The sequence below is a fragment of the Streptomyces sp. NPDC046805 genome, assembly GCF_040645355.1.
Classification (GTDB): domain Bacteria; phylum Actinomycetota; class Actinomycetes; order Streptomycetales; family Streptomycetaceae; genus Streptomyces.
On sequence record NZ_JBEYYC010000001.1, the window covers coordinates 428,316 to 448,484 of the forward strand.

A 20,169-nucleotide genomic window follows, 5' to 3' on the forward strand; every position below is an offset into this window, starting at 1 on the left:
TTCGGTGATGTGTTCAGATTGCGCGGCGCATGGATGGAATCCGACCAGTAAAAATTATACGCGGATCACATCCGAGGCGCTCCGTGGGCCGGCAGACCAGGTCCTCGGCGATCACCGTGTTCGTCTCCCCCCGGACGAACCGCTCGGCAGCCTGAAGCCGTAACTGCTCGCGGAAGTACTGCTGTTCCGACCGCGACAGCCGGTATCCCCAGGCATTCGACGCCGCCTTCACGAGCGAGAACATCACGATCTTGGAGAGCGCGCCCCAGGCGCCGAAAATGAACGCCCACGTGGAGAAGTTCATCCGCACTGTGCGGGCCGAGTGCACCGACCGGATGCTGATCTACAACGAGCAACACCCACGGGCGAGTCCTCGCCGAGTACGCCGAGCACTACAACTCCGCAAGACCGCACCGTGCCCTGCAGCTCCGCGCACCAGCGGACGATCCGGACGTCATACCGTTCCCCGCCCCGCACATCCAGCGCCACGACGCCCTCAGCGGACTCATCCACGAGTACCGCAACACAGCCTGACGAAGATCACGACACTCTGGCAAGCGCCCAGCTCAACGCAGGTACGGGACTTTCGGCCCCCAACAGTCAGCCGGCTTTCCAGGGTTGGCCGGCGCGTTGGTGGGAACGAAGGCGTCCCCGGCTGATCGTCGTGCGGGGTCCGGAGCCCGCGGCCTCGTCGCGCGGTCGGGAAGAGGCCCGATGCTGAGGGCCGCGAGGGTGAATGTTCTGACGACCAGTCCACCGGAAAAACCCGTCGTCCCAGCGAATCGGCATACTGTCCCAATGCGGATGCAGCAGAAGATTCCCGCCTTGATCCACCAAACCTGGAAAGACACCGATGTACCCCCGGAATGGGAGGCATGGGCCGACTCCTGGCGTCGGCGCCATCCTGGCTGGGGGTACCGTTTGTGGACCGACGCGGACAATCGCGCATTTCTCCAGGAGCACTATCCGTGGTTCCTGCCGGTCTACGACGGCTATCCAGAAGCGATCATGCGGGCCGACGCGATTCGCTATTTCCTGCTCGACCATTTCGGCGGGCTCTACGTCGATCTGGACTTCGAGTGCCTCAGCCCCGTCGACGACATCCTGGACGGGCAGGAACTCGTCCTCGGCTGCGAACCGGAGGCGCACACACGGCTGCTGCTGGCCCGTCAGCGCGGATTCGGCCGCATCGTCGGCAACGCGTTCATCGCGTCACGGCCGGGCCACCCCTTCTGGGCACACGTGCACCACCAGTTGGTCGGCTCCCACAAGTCGCCCAGTGCGCTGGACGCCACAGGCCCTTTCTTCCTCACCAGAGCGGTCGACAGCGTCCCGGATCCTGCCTCGATCACGGTCCTCGGTCCAGAGGTCCTCTACCCAGAGGTGAGCCCGTACGCGGCAGAACTGTTCGGCCCTCAGAATGCCGACTACGAACGTGCCTGCGCCGTGCACCACTGGTCCGGCAGCTGGGTGACAGGCACCCCCGTGGGCCCACGGACCTCCGTCGGTAAACGGTTCCCGTTCTGGGCGAGCCAGGAGCTGCACCCCCTCGCCGACGGCATGCTCAGCCTGGACGCACAGCGCCGCCGTTGGGCCTCGGGCGCCCCCGCGCCGACGGTGTCATGCCTGATGGTGACCAAGGATCGCTCGTCGACGGCCCGTCGCGCGATCAGGTGCTTCCGCGCGCAGACCTACCCGAACCTGGAGCTGGTCGTCGTCGAGGACGGTACGGACGACGCCCTGGAACGGCACATCCGCGAGCAGGGCGACCCGCGGATCCGCCATCACCGACTCCCCCCGGAAGGGCGCCCGTTGGGCGAGCTGCGCAACGAGGCGGTGGACCGGGCGACCGGGCCCTACGTATGCCAGTGGGACGACGACGACCTGTATGACCCCGAGCGGGTCGAGACACAGATGGCCGCGATTCTTGCGCTGGGAGCCGACGCCTGCTTCCTCGCCCGTGAACGGCTGTGGTGGCCAGCTCGGCGCAAGCTCGCGATCTCCTGCACGCGCGTCTGGGAAGGGTCGATGGTGTGCGCCAAGGATCGGCTGCCGCGCTACCCGGCACTGCGTCGGGGCGAGGACACGCCGGTGGCGGAAGGGGTGGTCCGCAGCTGCCGGGTGGTGTCGGTCGACGCGCCCGAGCTGTACACCTATGTGTGTCACGGCAGCAATACGTTCGACGAGTCCCATTTCGCGGAGCACTTCGACGTGGCGACCGAGATCTGGGCCGAACCCGGCGCCTACGCCGAGCGATTGCAGGCCATGGCGACCCGGATGCCGATCGAGCCGAAGGACATCGCCCACGCCGAGACGGGCCCCGCCGCCACCCTGGCCCGCGGCCGAGGACCGCAGACGGCCGTAGAGCCGGCCCCGGGCCCGGCAAGCGAGCGGCCACGGGTGCTGGTGCTCACCCCCGTCAAGGACGCGGCCGCATTCCTGCCCCGCTATCTGGAGAGCATTCGCGCCCTGGACTACCCGCGCGAGGCGATCTCCCTGGGCCTGTTGGAGGGCGACAGCAGGGACACGACACGAGAGCTGCTCCAACAGGTCCTGCCCGCCCTCGAGGCGGAGTACCGGCGGGTCACCCTGGTGCACCGCGACTTCGGCCTGCAGTTGGAGGGCCCCCGTTGGGAGCCGGGCGTTCAGCGCCGACGCCGGTCGGTGCTGGCCAGGGCGCGCAACCATCTGCTCTCCCGCGCCCTTGCCGACGAGGAGTGGGTGCTGTGGCTCGACGTCGACGTCACCGACTATCCGGCCGACCTGATCCAGCGCCTCCTCGGGGCGCGCAAGGACATCGTCGTCCCGCACTGTGCCGCCACGGTGGGCGGACCCACGTACGACCTCAACACGTTCGTCCTTCACCGCAGGGCCGGCACGCTCAACTGGTCCCAATGGCTTCGCGACGGCATCCTGCAGCCCCCCAAAGGGTTCGGCCGGACCTACCTGGACGAGTTGCGCGGACAGGGGCTGGTCCGCGTCGACTCCGTGGGTGGCACGGCACTGCTGGTGCGCGCCGACCTCCACCGTGACGGCCTGGCCTTCCCGTGCTTCCCGTACCAGCACCTCATCGAGACCGAGGGCCTGGCCGCGATGGCCCGGGACATGGGCACCACCTGCTGGGCCCTGCCCGATCTCGAAGTGCTGCATCCGCACCACGTTCCGGACCCGGCGGGCGTCGGGGCCATGTGCCCGTCCTGACCGACCCGGCCGGTGCACCGTCCTGGCCGACTTGGGCGGGCCTTGAAGCGCCGCCCGACGGCTACAGCACTCGGAGTAATCATTTTGACACAGAAAGTAAGCAAATCCTACGGTGGCGCCACTGCCCCGGGCGCGGAACGTACCGGCCTTGCAGGGCAGTTCCCTACCCTCGAACGAGAGGTCCCACCTTGAAAGCCCGTGTCATATCCTCGCTGGCCCTCCCTGCCGCACTGGCAACCGCCGGACTGCTGAACGGCGCAGAGGCGGCCTATGCCACAGCCCTGGCTTCGGACTCGCTCGCCACGTCGGCGACATCCGGGCACACGGAGCAGGCGACAGGTGGCGTCGCCGCCACCTCCGGGTCCGAGCACCCCTGCACCCCCATCGGCAACATGACCATCACCGACTATGGCCACTGCTGCACCCCCATCGGCAACGTGACCATCACTGGCTACGACCACTGCTGCACGCACGTGGGCAACGTGACCATCACCGGTTACCACCACTGCTGCACGCCCATCAGCAACGTCACGTTCTGCGACTACGGAGACTACGGGCTCCTGTAATCCTTCGAGGACTGGGAGCGTCGACGGCGCTCCACAACGAGTGGGTAAACCGGCGGGTCTACTACGACACGGCCATCCAACAGGGCCTGAGGGGGGCCGCCGGGACCCGGCAACGCGCAATCCTGCCCACCCGTTATCGGTGGAGCCTCTTCGGCCCGCTCCCGTCCTGCCCCGCCCAGTCCCTTCCCGTTCCCGTTCCGAAGCGAAAGACGGCGCATGCCCCAGAGATCCGATCCCGTGGTTTCGGTGGTCATTCCGTGCCACAACTACGCCCGCTATCTGCCCGAGGCAGTGTCCAGCGTCCTTGCCCAGACGTTCGAGGACTGGGAACTGGTCATCGTCGACGACGGCAGCACCGACAACATCTTCGAGGTGACCGAGGACCTGATCGCCCGGCACCCCGACAGGCGCATCAGATTGCTCCAACAGGCCAATGCCGGGGTCTCCGCCGCGCGCAACACCGGAATCGAGGCAGCCGCCGGCCGCTACGTCCTTCCCTTGGACGCCGACGACATGATCGCGCCCACGATGCTGGAGAAGACCGTCGCGGTGCTCGACAGCGATCCCGAGGTCGCCATCGCCTCAACCGACGTGTTCACCTTCACCGACGACGATCTGCCCCCACAGGTGATGCCTCTTCCCGCCTACAGCAGAGAACTGCTGCTCCAGCGACTGATCATGTTCTACTGCTCGCTGTATCGCCGTGAAGCGTGGCAGACCGTGGGCGGGTACGACGAGAACATGCGGGCCGGAGAGGACTGGGACTTCTGGATCGGCTGTGCCGAGCACGGCTTCGATGCGTTCCACATCCATGAGCCGCTGTTCGGGGCGCGTAACAAGGACACCGGACTGCACCTGGAAGCCGCCGAGAACGACCTGGCCATCCGGGCCCGGATCGTGGCCAACCACCCAGGCCTGTTCAAGCCGATCACCCGCGGCTGGGCACACGCCGTGCTGAGTCAGGACGCGGAAGCCTGCCTGCGGGACGAGAACGTGCCCGACGACATCCTCACCCGGGCCGCCGAGATGGACCAGTTCCTCGGCGCGGTCATGGCCCTGCAGAGGACCACGCGGGTGCAGTACTACCACATCCGGCGCATGGAGAAGGCGCTGGCCGCTCACAGCGGAACCGCCAACCCGCCCAGTCAGGGAAGGGAAGAGGCGCCGACGGCATCCGCCGTGTGACGTGGTGCGGGGAAGCGGCGCTTCCCCGCATTCGCGTCCTGCCGGGCCTCGTGCACCGACACGTTGAGCAGGAAGAGACCGACGTCCGCGCGGGCGCCTGCGGCGAGACGCCGCTCGGGAGGGCAGGGGGGCTGGCTCGTCGCGCTCGGCCCGGTCCTCGGCGCCACCGTGCTGTGGGCGACTCACTACCTGGACGCCGCAGTCGAACAACTGCGGGAGCTGCCTGCCGTGCTGGGCCGCCACGGCTTCCGCCCTCCACCCCGGTCGATGGTGCCTGATACGCCTGCGCGACCCTGCCACCACCGATACCGGTGAGGAAGAGGGGGTAAGTCCTTTATACCGGCGGGCTCTTCGCCAGCATCTTCCGCTGCACCCGCCTGCCCTGCGCTTCAGCGTCCACCGTTGGTCGTCGGCGAACCCGTGCGCCAGCGGGCCTCGCGCAGCTCCGCTTCCAGGCGCGCGAAATGCCGTGCCGACAGACGCTGAACGCGGTCCACTCACCGCGGTCTGGGCGGCGGCGCGGCGCCGGCCCCGGGCCGGCAGCCCGCAGGACGCGGCGGACGCCGGCCGCGCTGACCTTGCGGGTGTTCGCGGGGTCGACGCGGTCGTGGTCGGTGCGTTGGCGGTTCCAGAGCTGCCGGCCGGCATAACGGGGATTGGCGAGGATGGCCCGCTCCGTGTTCAGGACCCGACGCTGACCGTTGCGGGGCGGGTTTCGGGCCCGGTTCGCGGCTGCCAGGCAGAGGATGCCGGCGCCGTTGAGGGCGCGGGTGATGCTGTGTCCGGCCAGACGCTGGGCGAAGATCCAGGACGTGATCGGCCCGCACTCGGGATCGTCGTCCAAGCGCTGCAGGCGCAAACCGCAGGTCCATGACCTGGGGATTTCCCCCGGCGGGTGGGCGTATGGAGGGGGCCGTGGATGCACACTGTCGACAAATGAGCCGCTTGCGGTGATCCTGAGATCTCAAATTCCTCATCACCGAGCCGAGAGCCGGCTCTCGCCGAAGTGGGAGAAACCACCGTGCTTCCTTGGAGTTGCGACACCTTCGTGGCCATGGCCGACAGCGTGCCCGGGGGGCACGTTCTGTTGGCCAAGAACAGCGACCGCCCTGTTTCCGACACACAGCCACTGCGTTTCCTGCCGCGCCGCACCGCGCAGGCGGGTGCCGTCCTGCGGCTGGCCCATGTCGAGATTGACGACGTCGAGGGGTCCTACGCGCATTTGGGCGGTTCGCCCTACTGGTGCTGGGGACACGAAGAGGGCCTGAACGAATGGGGTGTGGCCATCGGCAACGAGGCCATGTTCACCAGGGACTGGGCGGCTGCGGTGTCCGCGGTCAAGGGCGGTGCCGACCGGGACGGCGGGATCCTCGGCATGGAGCTGCTGCGCCTGGGTCTGGAGCGGGGCCGCACGGCCCGGGAGGCGCTCGACGTCATCTGCTCGCTGGTGGAGCGGTACGGGCAGTGGGGCTCTGGTGTCGTGGGGCAGCCGCCGGTCACGGGTGGGTACGACAACTCGTTCCTCATCGCCGATGCCAAGGAAGCGTGGGTGTTGGAGACAAGCGGTCACCGCTGGGCCGCCAAACAGGTCACCACGGGGACGTACGCCATCTCCAACCAGCCGACCATCCGCACCCAGTGGGACCGCGCCAGCAGCGATCTGGTGGAACACGCGGTGGAATCCGGCTGGTGGGAGTCCGCGCCGGGACGATCGTTCGACTTCGCGCGCGCCTATGTCGACCCTGGTACGCCGCTGCAGTTGTCGCACATCCGGCTCCAGCGCTCACGCCAACTGCTCGGCGAGGCGGTGGATGCCGGTGGGGTGGGGCTCGGCCAGGCCCAGCGGGTGCTGCGCGACCACTACGAGGACACCTTCCTGGGCGGCCCGTACTTCAACGCGGCGCTGCCGGACTTCCTGAGCCTGTGCATGCATTCCCACCCGTCGGACTTCACCTGGGGCAACACTGCCGGCTCGGCGGTGTTCGTGTTGCCGAAGAGCGGAGAGGGGCTGGCTCATCTGTGGTGGACGCCGGTGACGCCGTGCACCGGTGTGTATGTGCCGGTGTTCGTGGACGCCGGGAGGGTACCCGGGATCTTTTCTGCGGCGGGGACGGCCGGTGTCCGGGAGTGTCCTCCCGAGCACGCGCCGGTGGACACGTATGACGAGGGGTCCTACTGGTGGCGGTTCCGCCGGCTGCTCGACTTCGTCAAGGGCGGCGAGTCGGCGTGGACCTTCAACGAGAACCAGCCCGTGGTGCGGCGGGCGTTCGACGCCCTGGAACGGCAATGGGCGGGCGAACTCCCGCAGGTGGAGAAGGACGCGCTCGCGTTGCGCGAGCGGGGCGAGCATGCGGCGATGGCGGACTTCCTGGCCGGCTACACGGAGTCGTGCGCGCAGCAGGCATTGGAGGTCCTTGGCCGTCTCGTCGCGCAGCTGTCCGGCTGAGAGGCGTCCTGTCACCACCGGAGAAGCCTTGACAAGCCGATGTGGGGTCCGCATGCTACCGGCTTAACGAGGTCGGATCTGAGATCTCAAGAAGCCGGGATCGAGGGGCGCCATGGACCGTCCGGAAACCGTTCACATCCGCAGCAATGGGCAGGTGACCCTGCCCATGCCGGTCCGCCGTGCGGCCGAGCTGCAGGAGGGCGACGTGGTCGAGGTCGCCCTCCAGGACGACGGAACGATTCTGCTGCGTCCGGTCGCGGTTCTCGACCGGTTGCAGGCGGACCTGGTCTACCGGGTCGGGGACCGGTCCGTGCCGGAGCTTGCCGAGGACGACATAAGGGAACGGGCCCGGGGGCTGGTCCGACGCCGCAGGCTTCCGGTCACCACCGGGCGCGCGCTCGACGCACTGGTGGACCGCTACCAGCGTGGTGACCTGACCCAGCGGGCGTTCATCAGCGAGGCATTGATGCTGGGCCTGCCCTCGGCGTCGATCACGGCGCTGCTGGCCGGCACCGAGCCCGCCTCCGCCGAGGTGCCTCCGGCGCCCCCCGTGGCCGAGGAGGCGCCGCAGGCGGCCGTACGAATCGCCCAGGCGTACCACTCGCTGCTGTATTTGCCGCTGTATATCGCCCATGACGTCGGTTTCTTCGCGGACGAGGGAGTACGAGTCGAGATCACCGACGCAGGCGGCGGCACCGAGGCCTGGTCCGCGGTGGAGGCGGGCATCGCCGACTATTCCGTCCACGATCCGGTGTTCACCGTCCGCGCCTTCGAGCAGGGGATCGAGGACGCGGTCGTGGTCGGCAGCATCTGCAACGGGCAGGCCATCCTGGCGCTGGCCGCGGACCCGGCCGTGGAGGCCACCGACGACCCGCGTGTTTTCAGCACGCGCACCGTCGCCGGGCGCATCGTCGCCACCCAGCCCCAGCCCGATTCACAGTGGGCCCTGCTGCGCTACCTTCAGTTCCTGTACCAGGCGGGCCCCGAGTCGTCCTACCGCGGCCTCCAGGTGCCGATCGGCGCCGAACCGGATCCCGTCCTGGCCGGGCGGGCCGACATCTGCCTCGCCTTTCCGCCGCAGGCGGACGTGGCCATGTCGCAAGGCCTGCACGAGGTCTTCGACTTCTCCAGCTTTCTGGGCCCGTATCTGCTGTCGGCGCTTGCCACCCGGCGTGGCACCGTGCAGGACAAGCCCGCCCAGCACAAAGCGGTGATCGCCGCGCTGGAGAAAGCCTGCCAGTACGCCCATGCTTTCCCGGACGAAGCGGTCCGGGTGGCTCAGCTGGAATTCCCCGGTGTCGACTCGAAGGTGATCGAGAGCGCCACACGGCGCTGTCTGCGGCGCAACTTCCTACCGCCCCACGTCGCGGTGGACCACGAGGCCTGGAAGGAGAACGGCGTTCTCAACAGGTTCGTCGGCACCATTCAGCAGTACCACTCGTCGGCCGAACTGGTCGACAACGAGATGAGTCTTCACGCCTATCGCACGCTCGGCAATCTCCGCCTCATGTGGGACGGCCCCCGCCCCATCGGGAAACCGGTCGCCCCAGCCGGAGCGTGACCAGACGGACGTGAGGTGGGACCGGCACGTCACGCCGGACTTCCCACAGTCACCCATGCCCGAAAAAAAGGTACAGCATGAGCATACTGGAAAGATTCAGAGGACCGACGACATCTATCGACGACCAGATCGAGAGCTTCGCGATCAACCGCGTCCCCTCGAATCTGCGGTGGCCCATACCCGCCATCAGCCTCGTGCTTCTCGGCAACGCCACCGCGATGTTCTTCTTCTCCTTCGGTGCCCAGCAGGCGTTCCTCGTGGGATGGCCCGGAATGCTCGGCCCGATCGCCTACTTCTTCATCGGCTCCGTGCTGATCGGCATGCTCACCATGCGCATGGCGAGCCGGGAAGGCCTGTCGCAGAACCTGCTCAGCCGGGGTCTCGGCTTCGGCAGCCGGGGCGCGGCGGTCACCTCGTTCATCTACGCCATCAACTACGTCTTCTACTTCCTCTTCGAGGGAACGATCGTCTCGCACGCGATCGCGGGGTACTTCAAGGTCGACATCAACTCCACCGCCGGCATCGGCATCTTCGCCGTGGTGGGCCTGGTCACCCTGCTGCTGGTCCGACGCGGCATGCACGCCATGTCGTTCCTCCAGTCCTGGGGCTTCCCGGTGTTCCTGATCCTGCTCGCCTGGGGCCTGTACAAGATGTTCACGGAGCACACCCCGGTCGGCGCGGACGGCTGGCACGCCACCGGTGCCACGGGCAGCGTGGCGATGTGGAGCGCGTTCAGCTTCGCCAACGGCCAGATGATCTTCCAGGGCCTGATGGCGACCGACTACGGGCGTTTTGCCTCCCGCAACGTCCGCTACCGCGGCACCGCCGCCATCATGCTCGGTGAGCTCATCCCGATGTTCGCCGTGATCTTCCTGGGCGCCTTCATCGGCATCACGCTGCTGACCGAACTGCACGGACCGAATGCGCAGTCCAACGCCCAGGACCCGGGCTTCATGTTCGTGTACCTCATGGGCGGTGTGGGTGTCGTCTTCGCCGTCATCACCCAGATCCGCATCAACGTCATGAACCTGTACGGCGGTTCCATCGCGCTCTCGTCCGGATTCGACGTCGCCGCCAACTTCCGCCCTGGCCGCCAGTACTGGATGTACCTGGTGTGGATTTTGGGCGTGGTCTTCTACGCGTTCAACGTCATCAACCACCTGGGGACGTTCCTGGCGGTCACGGGTGTCCTCACCAACACCTGGGTGCTGATCATCCTCGCCGACTACTTCGTGTGCCGCCGCTGGATGAAGCTCGGCCGGTCGGAGAACATCGAGTTCGAGCCGCACGAGGTGCGGTCCTGGAACCCCTGCGGTCTGGCCTCGCTCGGACTGGCCGTGGTGGTCGGCGCGCTGGGCATCGGCGGCGTGTACCCGGTGTACTACGCGTCGTTCATCTCGATGCTGCTCGGCCCCATCGTGCACATCGCGATCACCGCGGCGACAAAGGGCCGCTATTACACGCCCGTCCGGGCGGCCGAGACCTCGACACAGCCGCAGGGCGCCCTGTCGTAGATGCTGGAACATCCGGTCCACGGGGATTCCAGCAGCCACCGACCCACACGTGGCCATCTGTGCCGCCGGAGTCGGGACGCCCCACGCGGCGTCGCACCGGACCAGGCGGCATCCCTGACATCAAGTTCTGACGATTGAGGAGTTGGCATCGCGTACCCGCACGGTTCGTACGCCGTGATCCCGCCGCCGTGAAAGGCAGGCCGGGATCACGGCACTTCACGTGACGTGACGCCTTCGCCTTCTCCGCGCCTCCGGGGCGCACCTGCCGGTCTTCACTCCGGAGCCCCCGCGGCGGCAAGGAGGGCTTGCGCCTGTTCGCGGGCATCGTTGATGGGGTCCGCGAAGATGTTCAGGCCGTGGGCGACGAGTGCTCCTTCGTGAAGCAGCATGAGCGTCCGGCCCAGATGGTCGGCCCTGTCCGGGGTGATGTCCCTGGCGAGGTCGGTGAACAGGGCGAGCATCCACTGCTTCTGCCCGGTGATGATCGGGTAGGCCGGGTGGGACGGATCGCTGATCTCGGCGTGGGCGTTGACCATGCTGCACCCCTTGGAACTGTTCTTCGCCGACCACGCGCGTGAGGCATCAAAGACAGCCAGGACGCGCGCCGCCGACCCCGACCGTGCGGCGTCGAGGTGCTGGGCGAGGAAGGCGCGCCAGCGTTCATCGCGATCCGCTAGGTACTCCACGACGATCTGCTCCTTGGAGCCGAACCGGTCGTAGAGGGTTTTCTTCGTCACCCCGGCCTCGGCGGCGATCAGATCCACCCCGACGGCATGGATGCCGCGCTCGTAGAACAGCCTCGCGGCGGCCTCCAGGACGCGCCGTGCGGCAGGCGTCATCGTGATCCGTTGCGGCCTCTCGGTAGTGCCCATACCTCAACAGTATACCGATCTGTATAGTGAGGGACGGGTATACCGATCTGTTTAATGGAGGGTGAGACGTGAATTTCCTGCTCTCGATCGCCTTCGTGCTCTGCTGGAGTTCCGGGTTCATCGGGGCCAAGCTCGGCGCGGGCAGTGCGTCTGCGGTCACGATCCTGATGTGGCGGTTCCTGCCGCTGGCCGTCACCCTGATCGTCATTGCCACCGTCTCCGGAACGTCGTGGCGCGGCCTCGCGGTGCGGGATGTGGCCCGGCAGGCCATGATCGGCGTGCTGTCGCAGAGCGGCTATCTGCTCACCGTCTACTACGCGATCCAACTCGGTGTCTCCAGCGGCACCACAGCCCTGATCGACGGCGTCCAGCCCCTCGTCGCCGGAACACTTGCCGGACCGTTGTTGCGTCAACACGTCTCGCGCAAGCAGTGGCTCGGCCTGTGCCTGGGAATGGGCGGCGTCGCCATCGTCACCATGGCCGATGCCGCGGCCGGCACCGGTGCGGCCTGGTGGGCCTATCTCATCCCCTTCCTCGGCATGCTCTCGCTCGTAGCGGCCACGTTCCTCGAAAGCCGCTCCCGCGCGCGGGTCGCGCCCGCGGTGTCGATGACCGTCCACTGCGCCACCAGTGCCGTCATTTTCACGGCCCTCGCCGTGAGCACGGGAGCCGCGAGTCCGCCCGCCGAGCTGTCGTTCTGGGCGGCGATCATCTGGCTCGTAGCCTTGTCGACCTTCGGCGGGTACGGGCTGTACTGGCTCATCCTGAGGCGCTCTGGAGTCACCAAGGTCAATACGCTCATGTTCCTCATGGCCCCGGTCACGGCAGTCTGGGGAGCGCTCATGTTCGGTGAACCGTTCAGTCTGCAGACCGCTCTCGGTCTGGCCGTCGGCCTCGCGGCAGTCGTCATCGTCTACCGCGGTGACACCTCATCCACCAGGGCGTTCGCGCGGGATACGGCCACGGGCGAGGTCGCGAACATCAAACATTCGATGTCTCGATGCTCCTGACGGTCGTGGTCCGTCAAATGACGTTGCGTCGGCCGCCCCGGGCGCGCCGCGCGGCGCCCCCGGGGCGTGGCTGGCCGGCCGGCGCGAGGGCCGACGGCCGATGCGATGGGCTCCTGGATACGGCGAGCGGATCAGCGGGCCGGTGGTGCGGGGGCGGCGGGGACCTGCGACAGGGAGGAGGACAGCGGGTGGCCGACCGCGATGGCGAGTTCGTCGCGCACGGCCGCCAGCGTCTCCGGGTCGAGCCCGGTGCTGATCCCTTCCCGGTGCAGGAGGTGGACCAGGTCGTCGGTGCCGATGTTGCCTGCCGCGCCCGGGGCGAACGGGCAGCCTCCGATGCCGCCCAGGGAGGCGTCGAAGTGGGCGACTCCCATGCTCAGCGCGGCCCAGGCGTTGGCCAGGCCCATGCCGTAGGTGTCGTGCAGGTGCAGACCGAGTTCGAGGTCCGGATGACGTTCCCGCACCGACGCGACCGTCTCGCGCACCTGCGAGGGGTTCGCGTTCCCGATGGTGTCGGCCAGATGGATCACGGCCGCGCCGGCCGCCTTCAGCCGGGTCGCGACCCGTGCCACCTGCTGCGGGGCGGTGGGGCCGTCGAAGGGGCAGACGAATGCGGTGGCGATGGTCGCCTGCGTACGGACCCCGGCGCCGGCCAGTATCTCGGCGGCCTCGTCGATCCGGTCCAGTGCCTGTTCGACGCCTGCTCCGGCGTTGGCCTTGCTGTGTCCTTCGCTTGCGGAGACCACGAAGCGGACGTCGCGGGCTCCGGCCGCCACGGCCCGTTCGGCCCCGGTCCGGTTGAACACCAGCGTGTGCAGCATTGCGGCACTACCGGGCAGGAGTGCGGTGAGCACTTCCTCGGTGTCGGCCATCTGTGGCACGCGCGTCGGGTTGACGAACGCGCCGACCTCCAGCGAGGTCAGGCCGGCGTCGATCAGCCGGTGGGCCAGCCGGATCTTCTCCGCGGTCGGCACGATCACGGGTTCAAGCTGCAAGCCGTCCCTCAGGACCACTTCGGTGATGGTCACCCGGTCGGGAAAGTCCGTCATTACTAGATCACTCCCTGTTCGCTCAGCCGGGCCCGTGCCTCAGCGTCGACGCCGATCTCCTCGAGCACCTCGTGGGTGTGCGCGCCGAGTTCGGGTCCCAGCCATCGGGTGCGGCCGGGGTCGTCCGCCAGCTTGGGCACGATCCCCGGGAAGATCACCTCGGTCTCGCGCGTGCCCTCGATGCGCACCGGGTGGCGCTCGTGCATGCCGCGCGCCGCGTAGTGCGGGTCCTTGACGATGTCCTCGGCGGTATAGATGGGGCCGGCCGGAACATCGGCTTCGCTCAGCCCTGTCAGGGCCTCGTCGAGGCCGCGCCCGCCGGTCCACCGCCCTATCGCCTCGTCGATCTCGGCCGCGTGCGCCGAACGCCCGGCGTTGTCCGCCAGCCGCGGGTCGGCGGCGAGGTCAGGGCGGTCCACCAGGACCATCAGGCGCCGGAAGATGGCGTCGGAATTGCCGCTCACCACCACGAACTTGCCGTCGGCGGTGCGGTAGGTGTTGGACGGCACGATGCCGGGCAGGGCCGTGCCCGACGGTCCCCGCAAGACACCGAAGGCGTCGTAGTCGGGCACCAGCGACTCGGTGAGCGAGTAGATCGCCTCGTAGAGCGCGACGTCGACCACCTCCCCGGAGCTCGTCCTGTCCCGGCGCACCAGTCCCATCAGGGCACCGACGACCGCGTACAGACCGGCGACGGAATCGGCGAGGCTGACGCCCACCCGGGTCGGGGGCAGTTCCGGGTACCCGGTGAGGTGCCGCAGGCCGCCGATCCCCTCGGCGACGCCACCGAACCCCGGGTTGTCCCGATACGGGCCGCTCTGCCCGTACCCGGAGATCCGCACCAGCACGACGCCGGGGTTCACCTCGCGCATGCGCTCCGGTCCGATGCCCCACTTCTCGAGGGTGCCGGGCCGGAAGTTCTCCAGAACGACGTCGCTGCGCCTGATGAGTTCGGTGGCGATCCGCTGTCCCTGCTCGGTGCGCAGGTCCAGGGTGACCGACTTCTTGTTGCGTCCCATCACCCGCCACAGCAGGGAGGTGTCACCTCCGTGCAGCCGCCAGCGCCGCAACTCATCTCCGGTGCGCGGGCGTTCGACCTTCACCACCTCGGCGCCGAAATCCGCCAGCAGCCGGCCCGCCATGGGAGCGGCGATGAAATTCCCGAGTTCGAGCACCCGGATGCCACGCAGCGGTCCGCCGTCCAGTGGTGTCTGCGAGGGTGCGTAGGTGGTCACGACTGAGCCTCCGTCGACGGGCGCGGCACCATCACCGTGGCGTCGTGGCGGGTGTTGATGCTCTCCAAGGAGAGCCCGGTGGTCTTCGGCCCCAGGACCGCGACATCGGCGATGACCACCACCATGGCGGCGACGATCACGCCGAACACGGCCGACGGGCCACGGTCATGAAGCAGCGGAACAAGTACGAAGGGCATGAACGCGGTGGTGAGCCGGCTCAGCGAGTAGGCCGTGCCTGCGGCTGTGGTGCGGACCTGGGTCGGGTACAGCTCCACTTCGTAGGCGTGGAAGCCGTTGGAGAAGAAGTTGCTGGCCAGGGTGTACAGGAACCCGAGCGTGACGATCGCTGCCGAGGAGCCGGCGTTGCCGAAGGCCAGCCCCAGCACGATCATGGCCGCCGCCGCGCCCACCACGATCCACTTCCGCTGCACGCGCTCCATGAGCGGGATGGACAGCGCCGACCCGATCGGGTAGCCGAAGTAAGTGATGGCGGTGAAGGTCAGGGAGGACGTCACCGAGTAGCCCTTGGCGGTGAGGATGAGAGGGACCAGGGAGCCGAAGCCGTAGTAGCCGACGGTCTGCACCGACTGGAAGATCCAGAGCATGGCGGTGCGCCGTCGCCACTGGCCTGTGAACAGCACGCGGAGCGGCACCCGGGCAGTTTCGGTGGACGCGGATGCGGACGCCGGCTCCGGGGCGGTCAGCTCGCCATGCTCGGCCACGGCCGTCCGCTCCAGCTTGGCGACGATCGCCTCGGCTTCCTCATGACGGCCGACGCTCTCCAGCCAGCGCGGCGACTCGGGGAGGCTGCGGCGCAGGAACCAGATGATCACGGCGCCCAGCGAGCCGATCACCATCAGCCAGCGCCATCCGTCGAGCCCGAGCAGCTGGTGCGGGAGCAGGGACCGCCCGAGCAGGCCGACCGCGGGCACCCCGAGGAAGCCCAGGGTGAAGGCGATGGCGATCGCCCGGCCGCGGACCCGTCGGGGCATGAGATCGGCCAGGTACGCCGAGCCGAGCGGGAGTTCGGCGCCGATGCCGATGCCGGCCAGGAACCGGGTGGCGACCAGCATCGAAAGCGAGGCGCTGAAGGCGCCCAGGAACGAGAAGACGGAGTAGACGCCAAGGGTGAACAGGAAGGCCGTACTCCGGCCGTAGCGGTCACCGAGCCGGGACACCAGGATCGCGCCGAGGAACGCCCCGATGTAGGCGGAGGACAGCAGCACCGGCAGCGTGTCCTTGGTGACGTGGAACCGCTCGACGAGCACGACCGCCAGTACGCCGGCCAGGAAAACTTCGAAGAGGTCGAAGAAGAAGCCGAGGCCTACGACCATGGTCGCGCGGCGGTGTACGGAGGTGATCGGCAGCCGGTCGAGCCGACCGCTGACCGTCGTTTCTGCGGGGTGCGGGCCGGAAGGTGTGGACTGTGGAGACACGGATACTCCCATCCGAGGGAAGACAACCAGTACTCACGTCTGAGGCATCGCCGGCACGCTCAGGGCTGCCGGGGACCGGGCGCACAGCAGGGCCGTGAAGGCTCTCCTGAGATCGAGATCAACCCGCATTGCGGGCTGGGCCCTACTATGTGAGTCACCTAACGTTGCCGTCAAGGATCATGTCGAAGATCGGTCCGCGCCTCGACCGGACTCCACCGTGGTCCACCGCGGGCCCTGCGCAGGCACGCACCCGTTGAGCCGCGCTCCGGTACTGTCGGCGTACCGTCGTACGCAGATACCGCGCGAAACAGGAGGTCAGCAGGCGAAGTGGCCAGGAGGTCGGCAGTGGCGAACGAGGAGGACGCCCAGGGGCAGTCCCCGCTTCTCGTGCTGGGCAAGATCCGCGGCATTCTGGAGTGCTTCGCCCCGGAGAACCCGGAACTGACGCTGCCTCAGATAAGGCGAGCGACCGGGTTGCCTTCCAGCACGTGCCAGCGCCTGGTGCAGAACCTCGTACGTGAGGGTTTCCTCGACCGTACCGGGGACGCCTACCGCATCGGGCTCTCCCTGGTACGCATGGCCGCGCCCGGAGTGCACGGATTCGACCCGGTCCGGCAGATCCAGCCCTTTCTGGACGAGCTGCGTGACAGCACGGGAGAGACGGTCTGCCTGTACGTGCGGGACGGTCTGTACCGCAGCGTCGTGGGACTCGCCGAGACCCAGCATGTCGTCAAGCGCATCTTCGCACTCGGCACGGTGGCTCCCCTGCACGCCGGCTCGGCGGGCAAGGTCTTCCTCACCTACGACGAGGACGCCTGGCACGACGCCCTGGAGCAAGGCCTGAGTCCGGTCACCGGACACACCATCACCGACGTGGACGAGTTCGCCGAGCAGCGGGCCGTCATCCGTCGTCGCGGATACGCCGCATCCTTCGAGGAGCGCGACATCGGGTCCGCCTCTGTGAGCGCGCCCGTCTTCGGTGTGCACGGGCAACTCGTCGGCGTGCTGGGCATCGTGGCACCCGTTCAGCGGCTTACGCCCGAGGACGTGCCGGCGCTGGCCTCCCTCGTGGTGGCCGCCGCCGCTGACGCATCTCGCGCGATCGGCTGCCCTCCCGCTCTGCTCCCTGGACAGCCGCCCGAGGAAGACAAGGACAGGACAGAGGTCGCTCAGAACCCGGCCCAAAAGAAGGCGGTCCACACGACTCATGACACGGGGCAGCCCGAAGGGATCTGCGCCGTGAGGGACGCGCCGTCCGGCGCGACCTGGGGCAGGGTCAGTCACGCCTTCTTCCGTGCCGGCCGACTGCATCGAGTGCTCGCAGGAACCCTGCTGCGCCGGGTGGGGCTCTACCCGGGCCAGGAGATTCTGCTCATGCTGCTGTGGGACGAGGACCACCGCGCACAGGCGGACCTCATTCGCGCGCTTGCCCTGGACGCCTCCACGGTGACCAAGATGCTGCAGCGTCTGGAACAGGCCGGATTCGTCACCCGTGCCGCCTCCCCGACCGACCGGCGGGCATCGATCGTCTCCCTCACGGACGCGGGGCGTGCACTGCGGGAGCAGGTCGCGGACCTCTGGCGTGAGCTCGAGGAGGACACCACCACGCTGCTGAGCGATGAGGAGGCGACAGCGGTCACCGCCCTCCTCAACCAGATCGAGGAGGGACTGCAGGAGCGGCTGGCCGGTGACCGTGGCACGGATGAGCCGCCCGCGGGGACGGCGGAATCCGGGGGTCGTCACAACGCGTCCTCGTGTTGACCGGGCCGCGAGCAGTTCACACAGGCGCCCGCTCGGCAACGTCCGGCCGGGTGCCTGCGTGAACTGCTCGCGGGTGCGTCAGGCCTCGGACTCGCCCAGGACCGGGTAGTCGATGTAGCCGCCGTCGCCGCCTCCGTACAGACCCTCGGGGTTCAGGGCGTTGAGCGCCGCGTCGGCGCGGAATCGGGCGACCAGGTCCGGGTTGGCGAGGAACCCACGGCCGAAGGCGATCAGGTCCGCACCTCGCCGCAGCCACTGCTCCGCGTTCTCCCGGCCGCCGTCCTCGGGCGGCTGCGGGAAGGAGTTGAGCGGGTTGACCATGAGGATGCCCGGCCAGGCGGCACGGATCTTGTCGTTGACGTCCTCATCCTCCGCGGCCACCAGGTGCAGGTGCGCGAGGCCCAGCGGCGCCAGTTCACCCAGCAGCGCGGTGTACAGCGCCATGCTGTCGCCCTCGGCGATGTCGTTGAGCGCCTTGGCGGGCGAGATCCGCAAGCCCACCCGGTCGGCGCCGATCGCGGCGGCCACGGCCCCGACCACCTCGACGACGAAGCGGATGCGGTTCTGCAGGGCGCCGCCGTAGACGTCGGTGCGCAGGTTGGTGTTGGCCGCGAGGAACTGGTGGAGCAGGTATCCCATGGCGCTGTGCAGCTCGACGCCGTCGAAACCGGCCTCGATCGCACGCTCGGCGGCGCGCGCGAACTCCGCCACGATGCCCTCGACCTCAGCGGTGGTCAGGGCACGCGGTTCGACGTAGTCCTTGGGGCCCTCCAGCGTGAAGATCTGCCCGTCGGCGCGAACGGCGGACGGAGCGACCGGGGTGAGGCCGTGGACGCTGGGGTGGCCCACTCGTCCCGAGTGCTGGAGCTGGTTGAAGATACGCCCGCCGGCGGCATGCACGGCGTTGGTCACCGCACGCCACCCGGCCACCTGCTCATCGGTGCAGATGCCGGGGGTCATGGGATACCCCTGCCCCTGCAGCGACGGCTGGGTGCCCTCGGTCAGGATCAGTCCCGCCGAGGCGCGCTGGGCGTAGTAGGTGGCCATGCTCGGCGTGGGCACGCCGTCCCGGTCGGCACGGCTGCGGGTCATCGGCGCCATCACCATGCGGTTGGGCAGTTCCAGGCGGCCGTGACGTATGGGTTCGAACAGGGACATGCAGAACTTCTCCTTCGTGCTGAGCGGTGAGCGCACCTACGCCTGACCGAAAGCCGCGGCCACCGAAGCAGTCATGTGGTGGGGGATATAGTCTGCCTCGCAGATTACTTGCCAGCCAAATAATCGGACCGACCATCCCATGGGCCGCCGCAGCTCTGCCTGGCCCGTCAGTCACACCGGAGAATCCATGTCTATTGCCTATATCGTCCTCGCCGTCCTGCTGTCGTTGATCTTGGTCGTCTCAGGCCGGGGCAAGCTTGTGAAGGATCCGAAGGTCATGCCGGTCCTGGACGCGGTGGGAGTGGCGTCCGGACTCGTGCCGGTGCTGGCCGTTCTGGAGTTCGCCGGGGCAGTCGGCCTGCTCGTCGGGATCGGCTACCGGCCGCTCGGTGTCGCGGCGGCCGTGGGTGTGGCCCTGTACTTCTTGGGCGCCGTGATCGCCCACCTTCGGGTCAAGGACGTCAAGGGGGTGCCCGGCGCCGCCGTCCTGCTCGTGGTCTCGGCGGCCGAGGTGGCGCTTGCCGCCGCCGGCATGTGATCGGCGAGGCGCCCCTCGCCAGATGCTTCCGTGGACGTGAGAACGGGCCGCCGAATCGGCGGCCCGTTCTCTCCCGCGCGCACGCGCGCTCTCGCCTGCCCCGTGAGACGCGTCAGAGGTGGTCAATCGCATCACAGGGGTCGACCCCTGGCTGCGCACGGTGGATCTGCGTGGACAGGCGACCCGCCAACGCCGCCAAGGTCGTGCCCTCCTGCGGCGACAGCCCCGACAGCAGATCGGCCTCCGCCGCGGCCACACGCCCCTCGTACCTGGCCAGCGTCTCGGTGCCCGAACCGGTGGCCACGATCTTCCGTGCGCGGCGGTCCACCGGGTCGGGGACACGCTCGACCAGCCCGGCGTCGACAAGGGTGTCGATCAGGTAGGTCAGGACCGTGCGGTCGATCGCCAGGTGAGTGCCGATCGCCTGCTGGTTGGGCGGATTCCGGTGAACGACGGTCGACAGGATCTGATAGCCGCGTACCCCCGCCGGCATCCCGTCCATCGCGCTCTCGAACCGGGCCTGGAAGCCCCGAAGAATGATCGCCAGATGCCGGATGAGATCCCCGGGAGCGTCAGCCGCGCCCTTCTCTGGAGGCGTGAGCGCGTTCGTGGCCATGTGCTCACTTTACTGTGCAGG

The 20,169-nt window shown here is 68.3% G+C and carries 17 protein-coding genes; 9 read left to right on the forward strand and 8 right to left on the reverse strand.

Translation table 11 applies throughout. The features are described 5' to 3' along the window. Window positions 1-13 precede the first annotated feature (13 nt). Window positions 14-304 (reverse strand): hypothetical protein, encoded by a 291-nt coding sequence (locus ABZ910_RS02155; RefSeq protein WP_361357729.1) that lies wholly within the window; start codon window positions 302-304, stop codon window positions 14-16. A 500-nt stretch (window positions 305-804) separates the two neighbouring features. Here ABZ910_RS02155 and ABZ910_RS02160 point away from each other — a divergent pair, with 500 nt between their 5' ends. The 3 genes from ABZ910_RS02160 to ABZ910_RS02170 all read left to right on the forward strand — a co-directional run bounded on the left by ABZ910_RS02160 (window position 805) and on the right by ABZ910_RS02170 (window position 4,952). Further along, on the forward strand, window positions 805-3,201 hold the full coding sequence (locus ABZ910_RS02160; protein ID WP_361358113.1) for a glycosyltransferase: 2,397 nt from the start codon (window positions 805-807) through the stop codon (window positions 3,199-3,201). A gap of 188 nt (window positions 3,202-3,389) precedes the next feature. Then, window positions 3,390-3,767: a hypothetical protein gene (locus tag ABZ910_RS02165; protein ID WP_361357732.1), complete on the forward strand. Its 378-nt coding sequence runs from the start codon at window positions 3,390-3,392 to the stop codon at window positions 3,765-3,767. Window positions 3,768-3,983: 216 nt separating this feature from the next. After that, entirely contained in the window at window positions 3,984-4,952 is a 969-nt protein-coding gene (locus ABZ910_RS02170; RefSeq protein WP_361357734.1) for a glycosyltransferase family A protein, read from the forward strand. Window positions 4,953-5,286: 334 nt separating this feature from the next. On the opposite strand, the gene ABZ910_RS02175 is transcribed toward ABZ910_RS02170, so the two are convergent. Continuing rightward, on the reverse strand, window positions 5,287-5,796 hold the full coding sequence (locus tag ABZ910_RS02175; protein ID WP_361357736.1) for a hypothetical protein: 510 nt from the start codon (window positions 5,794-5,796) through the stop codon (window positions 5,287-5,289). A gap of 210 nt (window positions 5,797-6,006) precedes the next feature. Here ABZ910_RS02175 and ABZ910_RS02180 point away from each other — a divergent pair, with 210 nt between their 5' ends. From ABZ910_RS02180 to ABZ910_RS02190, 3 genes are all read left to right on the forward strand, one after another. Then, the gene (locus tag ABZ910_RS02180; RefSeq protein ID WP_361357739.1) at window positions 6,007-7,398 is read left to right on the forward strand and encodes a C69 family dipeptidase; all 1,392 of its coding nucleotides are present in this window, start codon (window positions 6,007-6,009) and stop codon (window positions 7,396-7,398) included. Window positions 7,399-7,510: 112 nt separating this feature from the next. Next, complete coding sequence (locus tag ABZ910_RS02185; RefSeq protein ID WP_361357741.1) at window positions 7,511-8,959, forward strand: ABC transporter substrate-binding protein; 1,449 nt, start codon at window positions 7,511-7,513, stop codon at window positions 8,957-8,959. A 77-nt stretch (window positions 8,960-9,036) separates the two neighbouring features. After that, window positions 9,037-10,473 (forward strand): hypothetical protein, encoded by a 1,437-nt coding sequence (locus ABZ910_RS02190; protein ID WP_361357744.1) that lies wholly within the window; start codon window positions 9,037-9,039, stop codon window positions 10,471-10,473. A gap of 272 nt (window positions 10,474-10,745) precedes the next feature. Here ABZ910_RS02190 and ABZ910_RS02195 read toward each other — a convergent pair whose 3' ends face one another. Further along, on the reverse strand, window positions 10,746-11,345 hold the full coding sequence (locus ABZ910_RS02195) for a helix-turn-helix domain-containing protein (protein WP_361357747.1): 600 nt from the start codon (window positions 11,343-11,345) through the stop codon (window positions 10,746-10,748). A 68-nt stretch (window positions 11,346-11,413) separates the two neighbouring features. On the opposite strand from ABZ910_RS02195, the gene ABZ910_RS02200 reads away from it, so the two are divergent. Then, window positions 11,414-12,355, forward strand: coding sequence for a DMT family transporter (locus ABZ910_RS02200; RefSeq protein WP_361357750.1), 942 nt, complete (start codon window positions 11,414-11,416; stop codon window positions 12,353-12,355). Between the two features lie 131 nt (window positions 12,356-12,486). Here the strand turns inward: ABZ910_RS02200 and ABZ910_RS02205 are convergent, their stop codons facing one another. From ABZ910_RS02205 to ABZ910_RS02215, 3 genes are read right to left on the reverse strand one after another with little or no spacing between them, the layout of a single operon-like run. After that, window positions 12,487-13,404 (reverse strand): hydroxymethylglutaryl-CoA lyase, encoded by a 918-nt coding sequence (locus ABZ910_RS02205; protein ID WP_361357753.1) that lies wholly within the window; start codon window positions 13,402-13,404, stop codon window positions 12,487-12,489. Between the two features lie 2 nt (window positions 13,405-13,406). Continuing rightward, entirely contained in the window at window positions 13,407-14,639 is a 1,233-nt protein-coding gene (locus tag ABZ910_RS02210; protein ID WP_361357757.1) for a CaiB/BaiF CoA-transferase family protein, read from the reverse strand. Next, the gene (locus ABZ910_RS02215; protein WP_361357760.1) at window positions 14,636-16,075 is read right to left on the reverse strand and encodes an MFS transporter; all 1,440 of its coding nucleotides are present in this window, start codon (window positions 16,073-16,075) and stop codon (window positions 14,636-14,638) included. The genes ABZ910_RS02210 and ABZ910_RS02215 overlap by 4 nt, the downstream gene beginning before the upstream one ends. Window positions 16,076-16,420: 345 nt before the next feature. On the opposite strand from ABZ910_RS02215, the gene ABZ910_RS02220 reads away from it, so the two are divergent. After that, complete coding sequence (locus ABZ910_RS02220; RefSeq protein ID WP_361357763.1) at window positions 16,421-17,836, forward strand: IclR family transcriptional regulator C-terminal domain-containing protein; 1,416 nt, start codon at window positions 16,421-16,423, stop codon at window positions 17,834-17,836. Window positions 17,837-17,914: 78 nt separating this feature from the next. Here ABZ910_RS02220 and ABZ910_RS02225 read toward each other — a convergent pair whose 3' ends face one another. Further along, window positions 17,915-18,994 (reverse strand): alkene reductase, encoded by a 1,080-nt coding sequence (locus ABZ910_RS02225; RefSeq protein ID WP_361357766.1) that lies wholly within the window; start codon window positions 18,992-18,994, stop codon window positions 17,915-17,917. Window positions 18,995-19,181: 187 nt separating this feature from the next. Here ABZ910_RS02225 and ABZ910_RS02230 point away from each other — a divergent pair, with 187 nt between their 5' ends. Further along, a complete protein-coding gene (locus ABZ910_RS02230) occupies window positions 19,182-19,532 on the forward strand; it encodes a DoxX family protein (RefSeq protein WP_361357769.1) in 351 nt (116 codons plus the stop codon). 112 nt (window positions 19,533-19,644) lie between these two features. On the opposite strand, the gene ABZ910_RS02235 is transcribed toward ABZ910_RS02230, so the two are convergent. After that, the gene (locus ABZ910_RS02235) at window positions 19,645-20,148 is read right to left on the reverse strand and encodes a MarR family transcriptional regulator (protein WP_361357772.1); all 504 of its coding nucleotides are present in this window, start codon (window positions 20,146-20,148) and stop codon (window positions 19,645-19,647) included. Window positions 20,149-20,169: the final 21 nt, after the last annotated feature.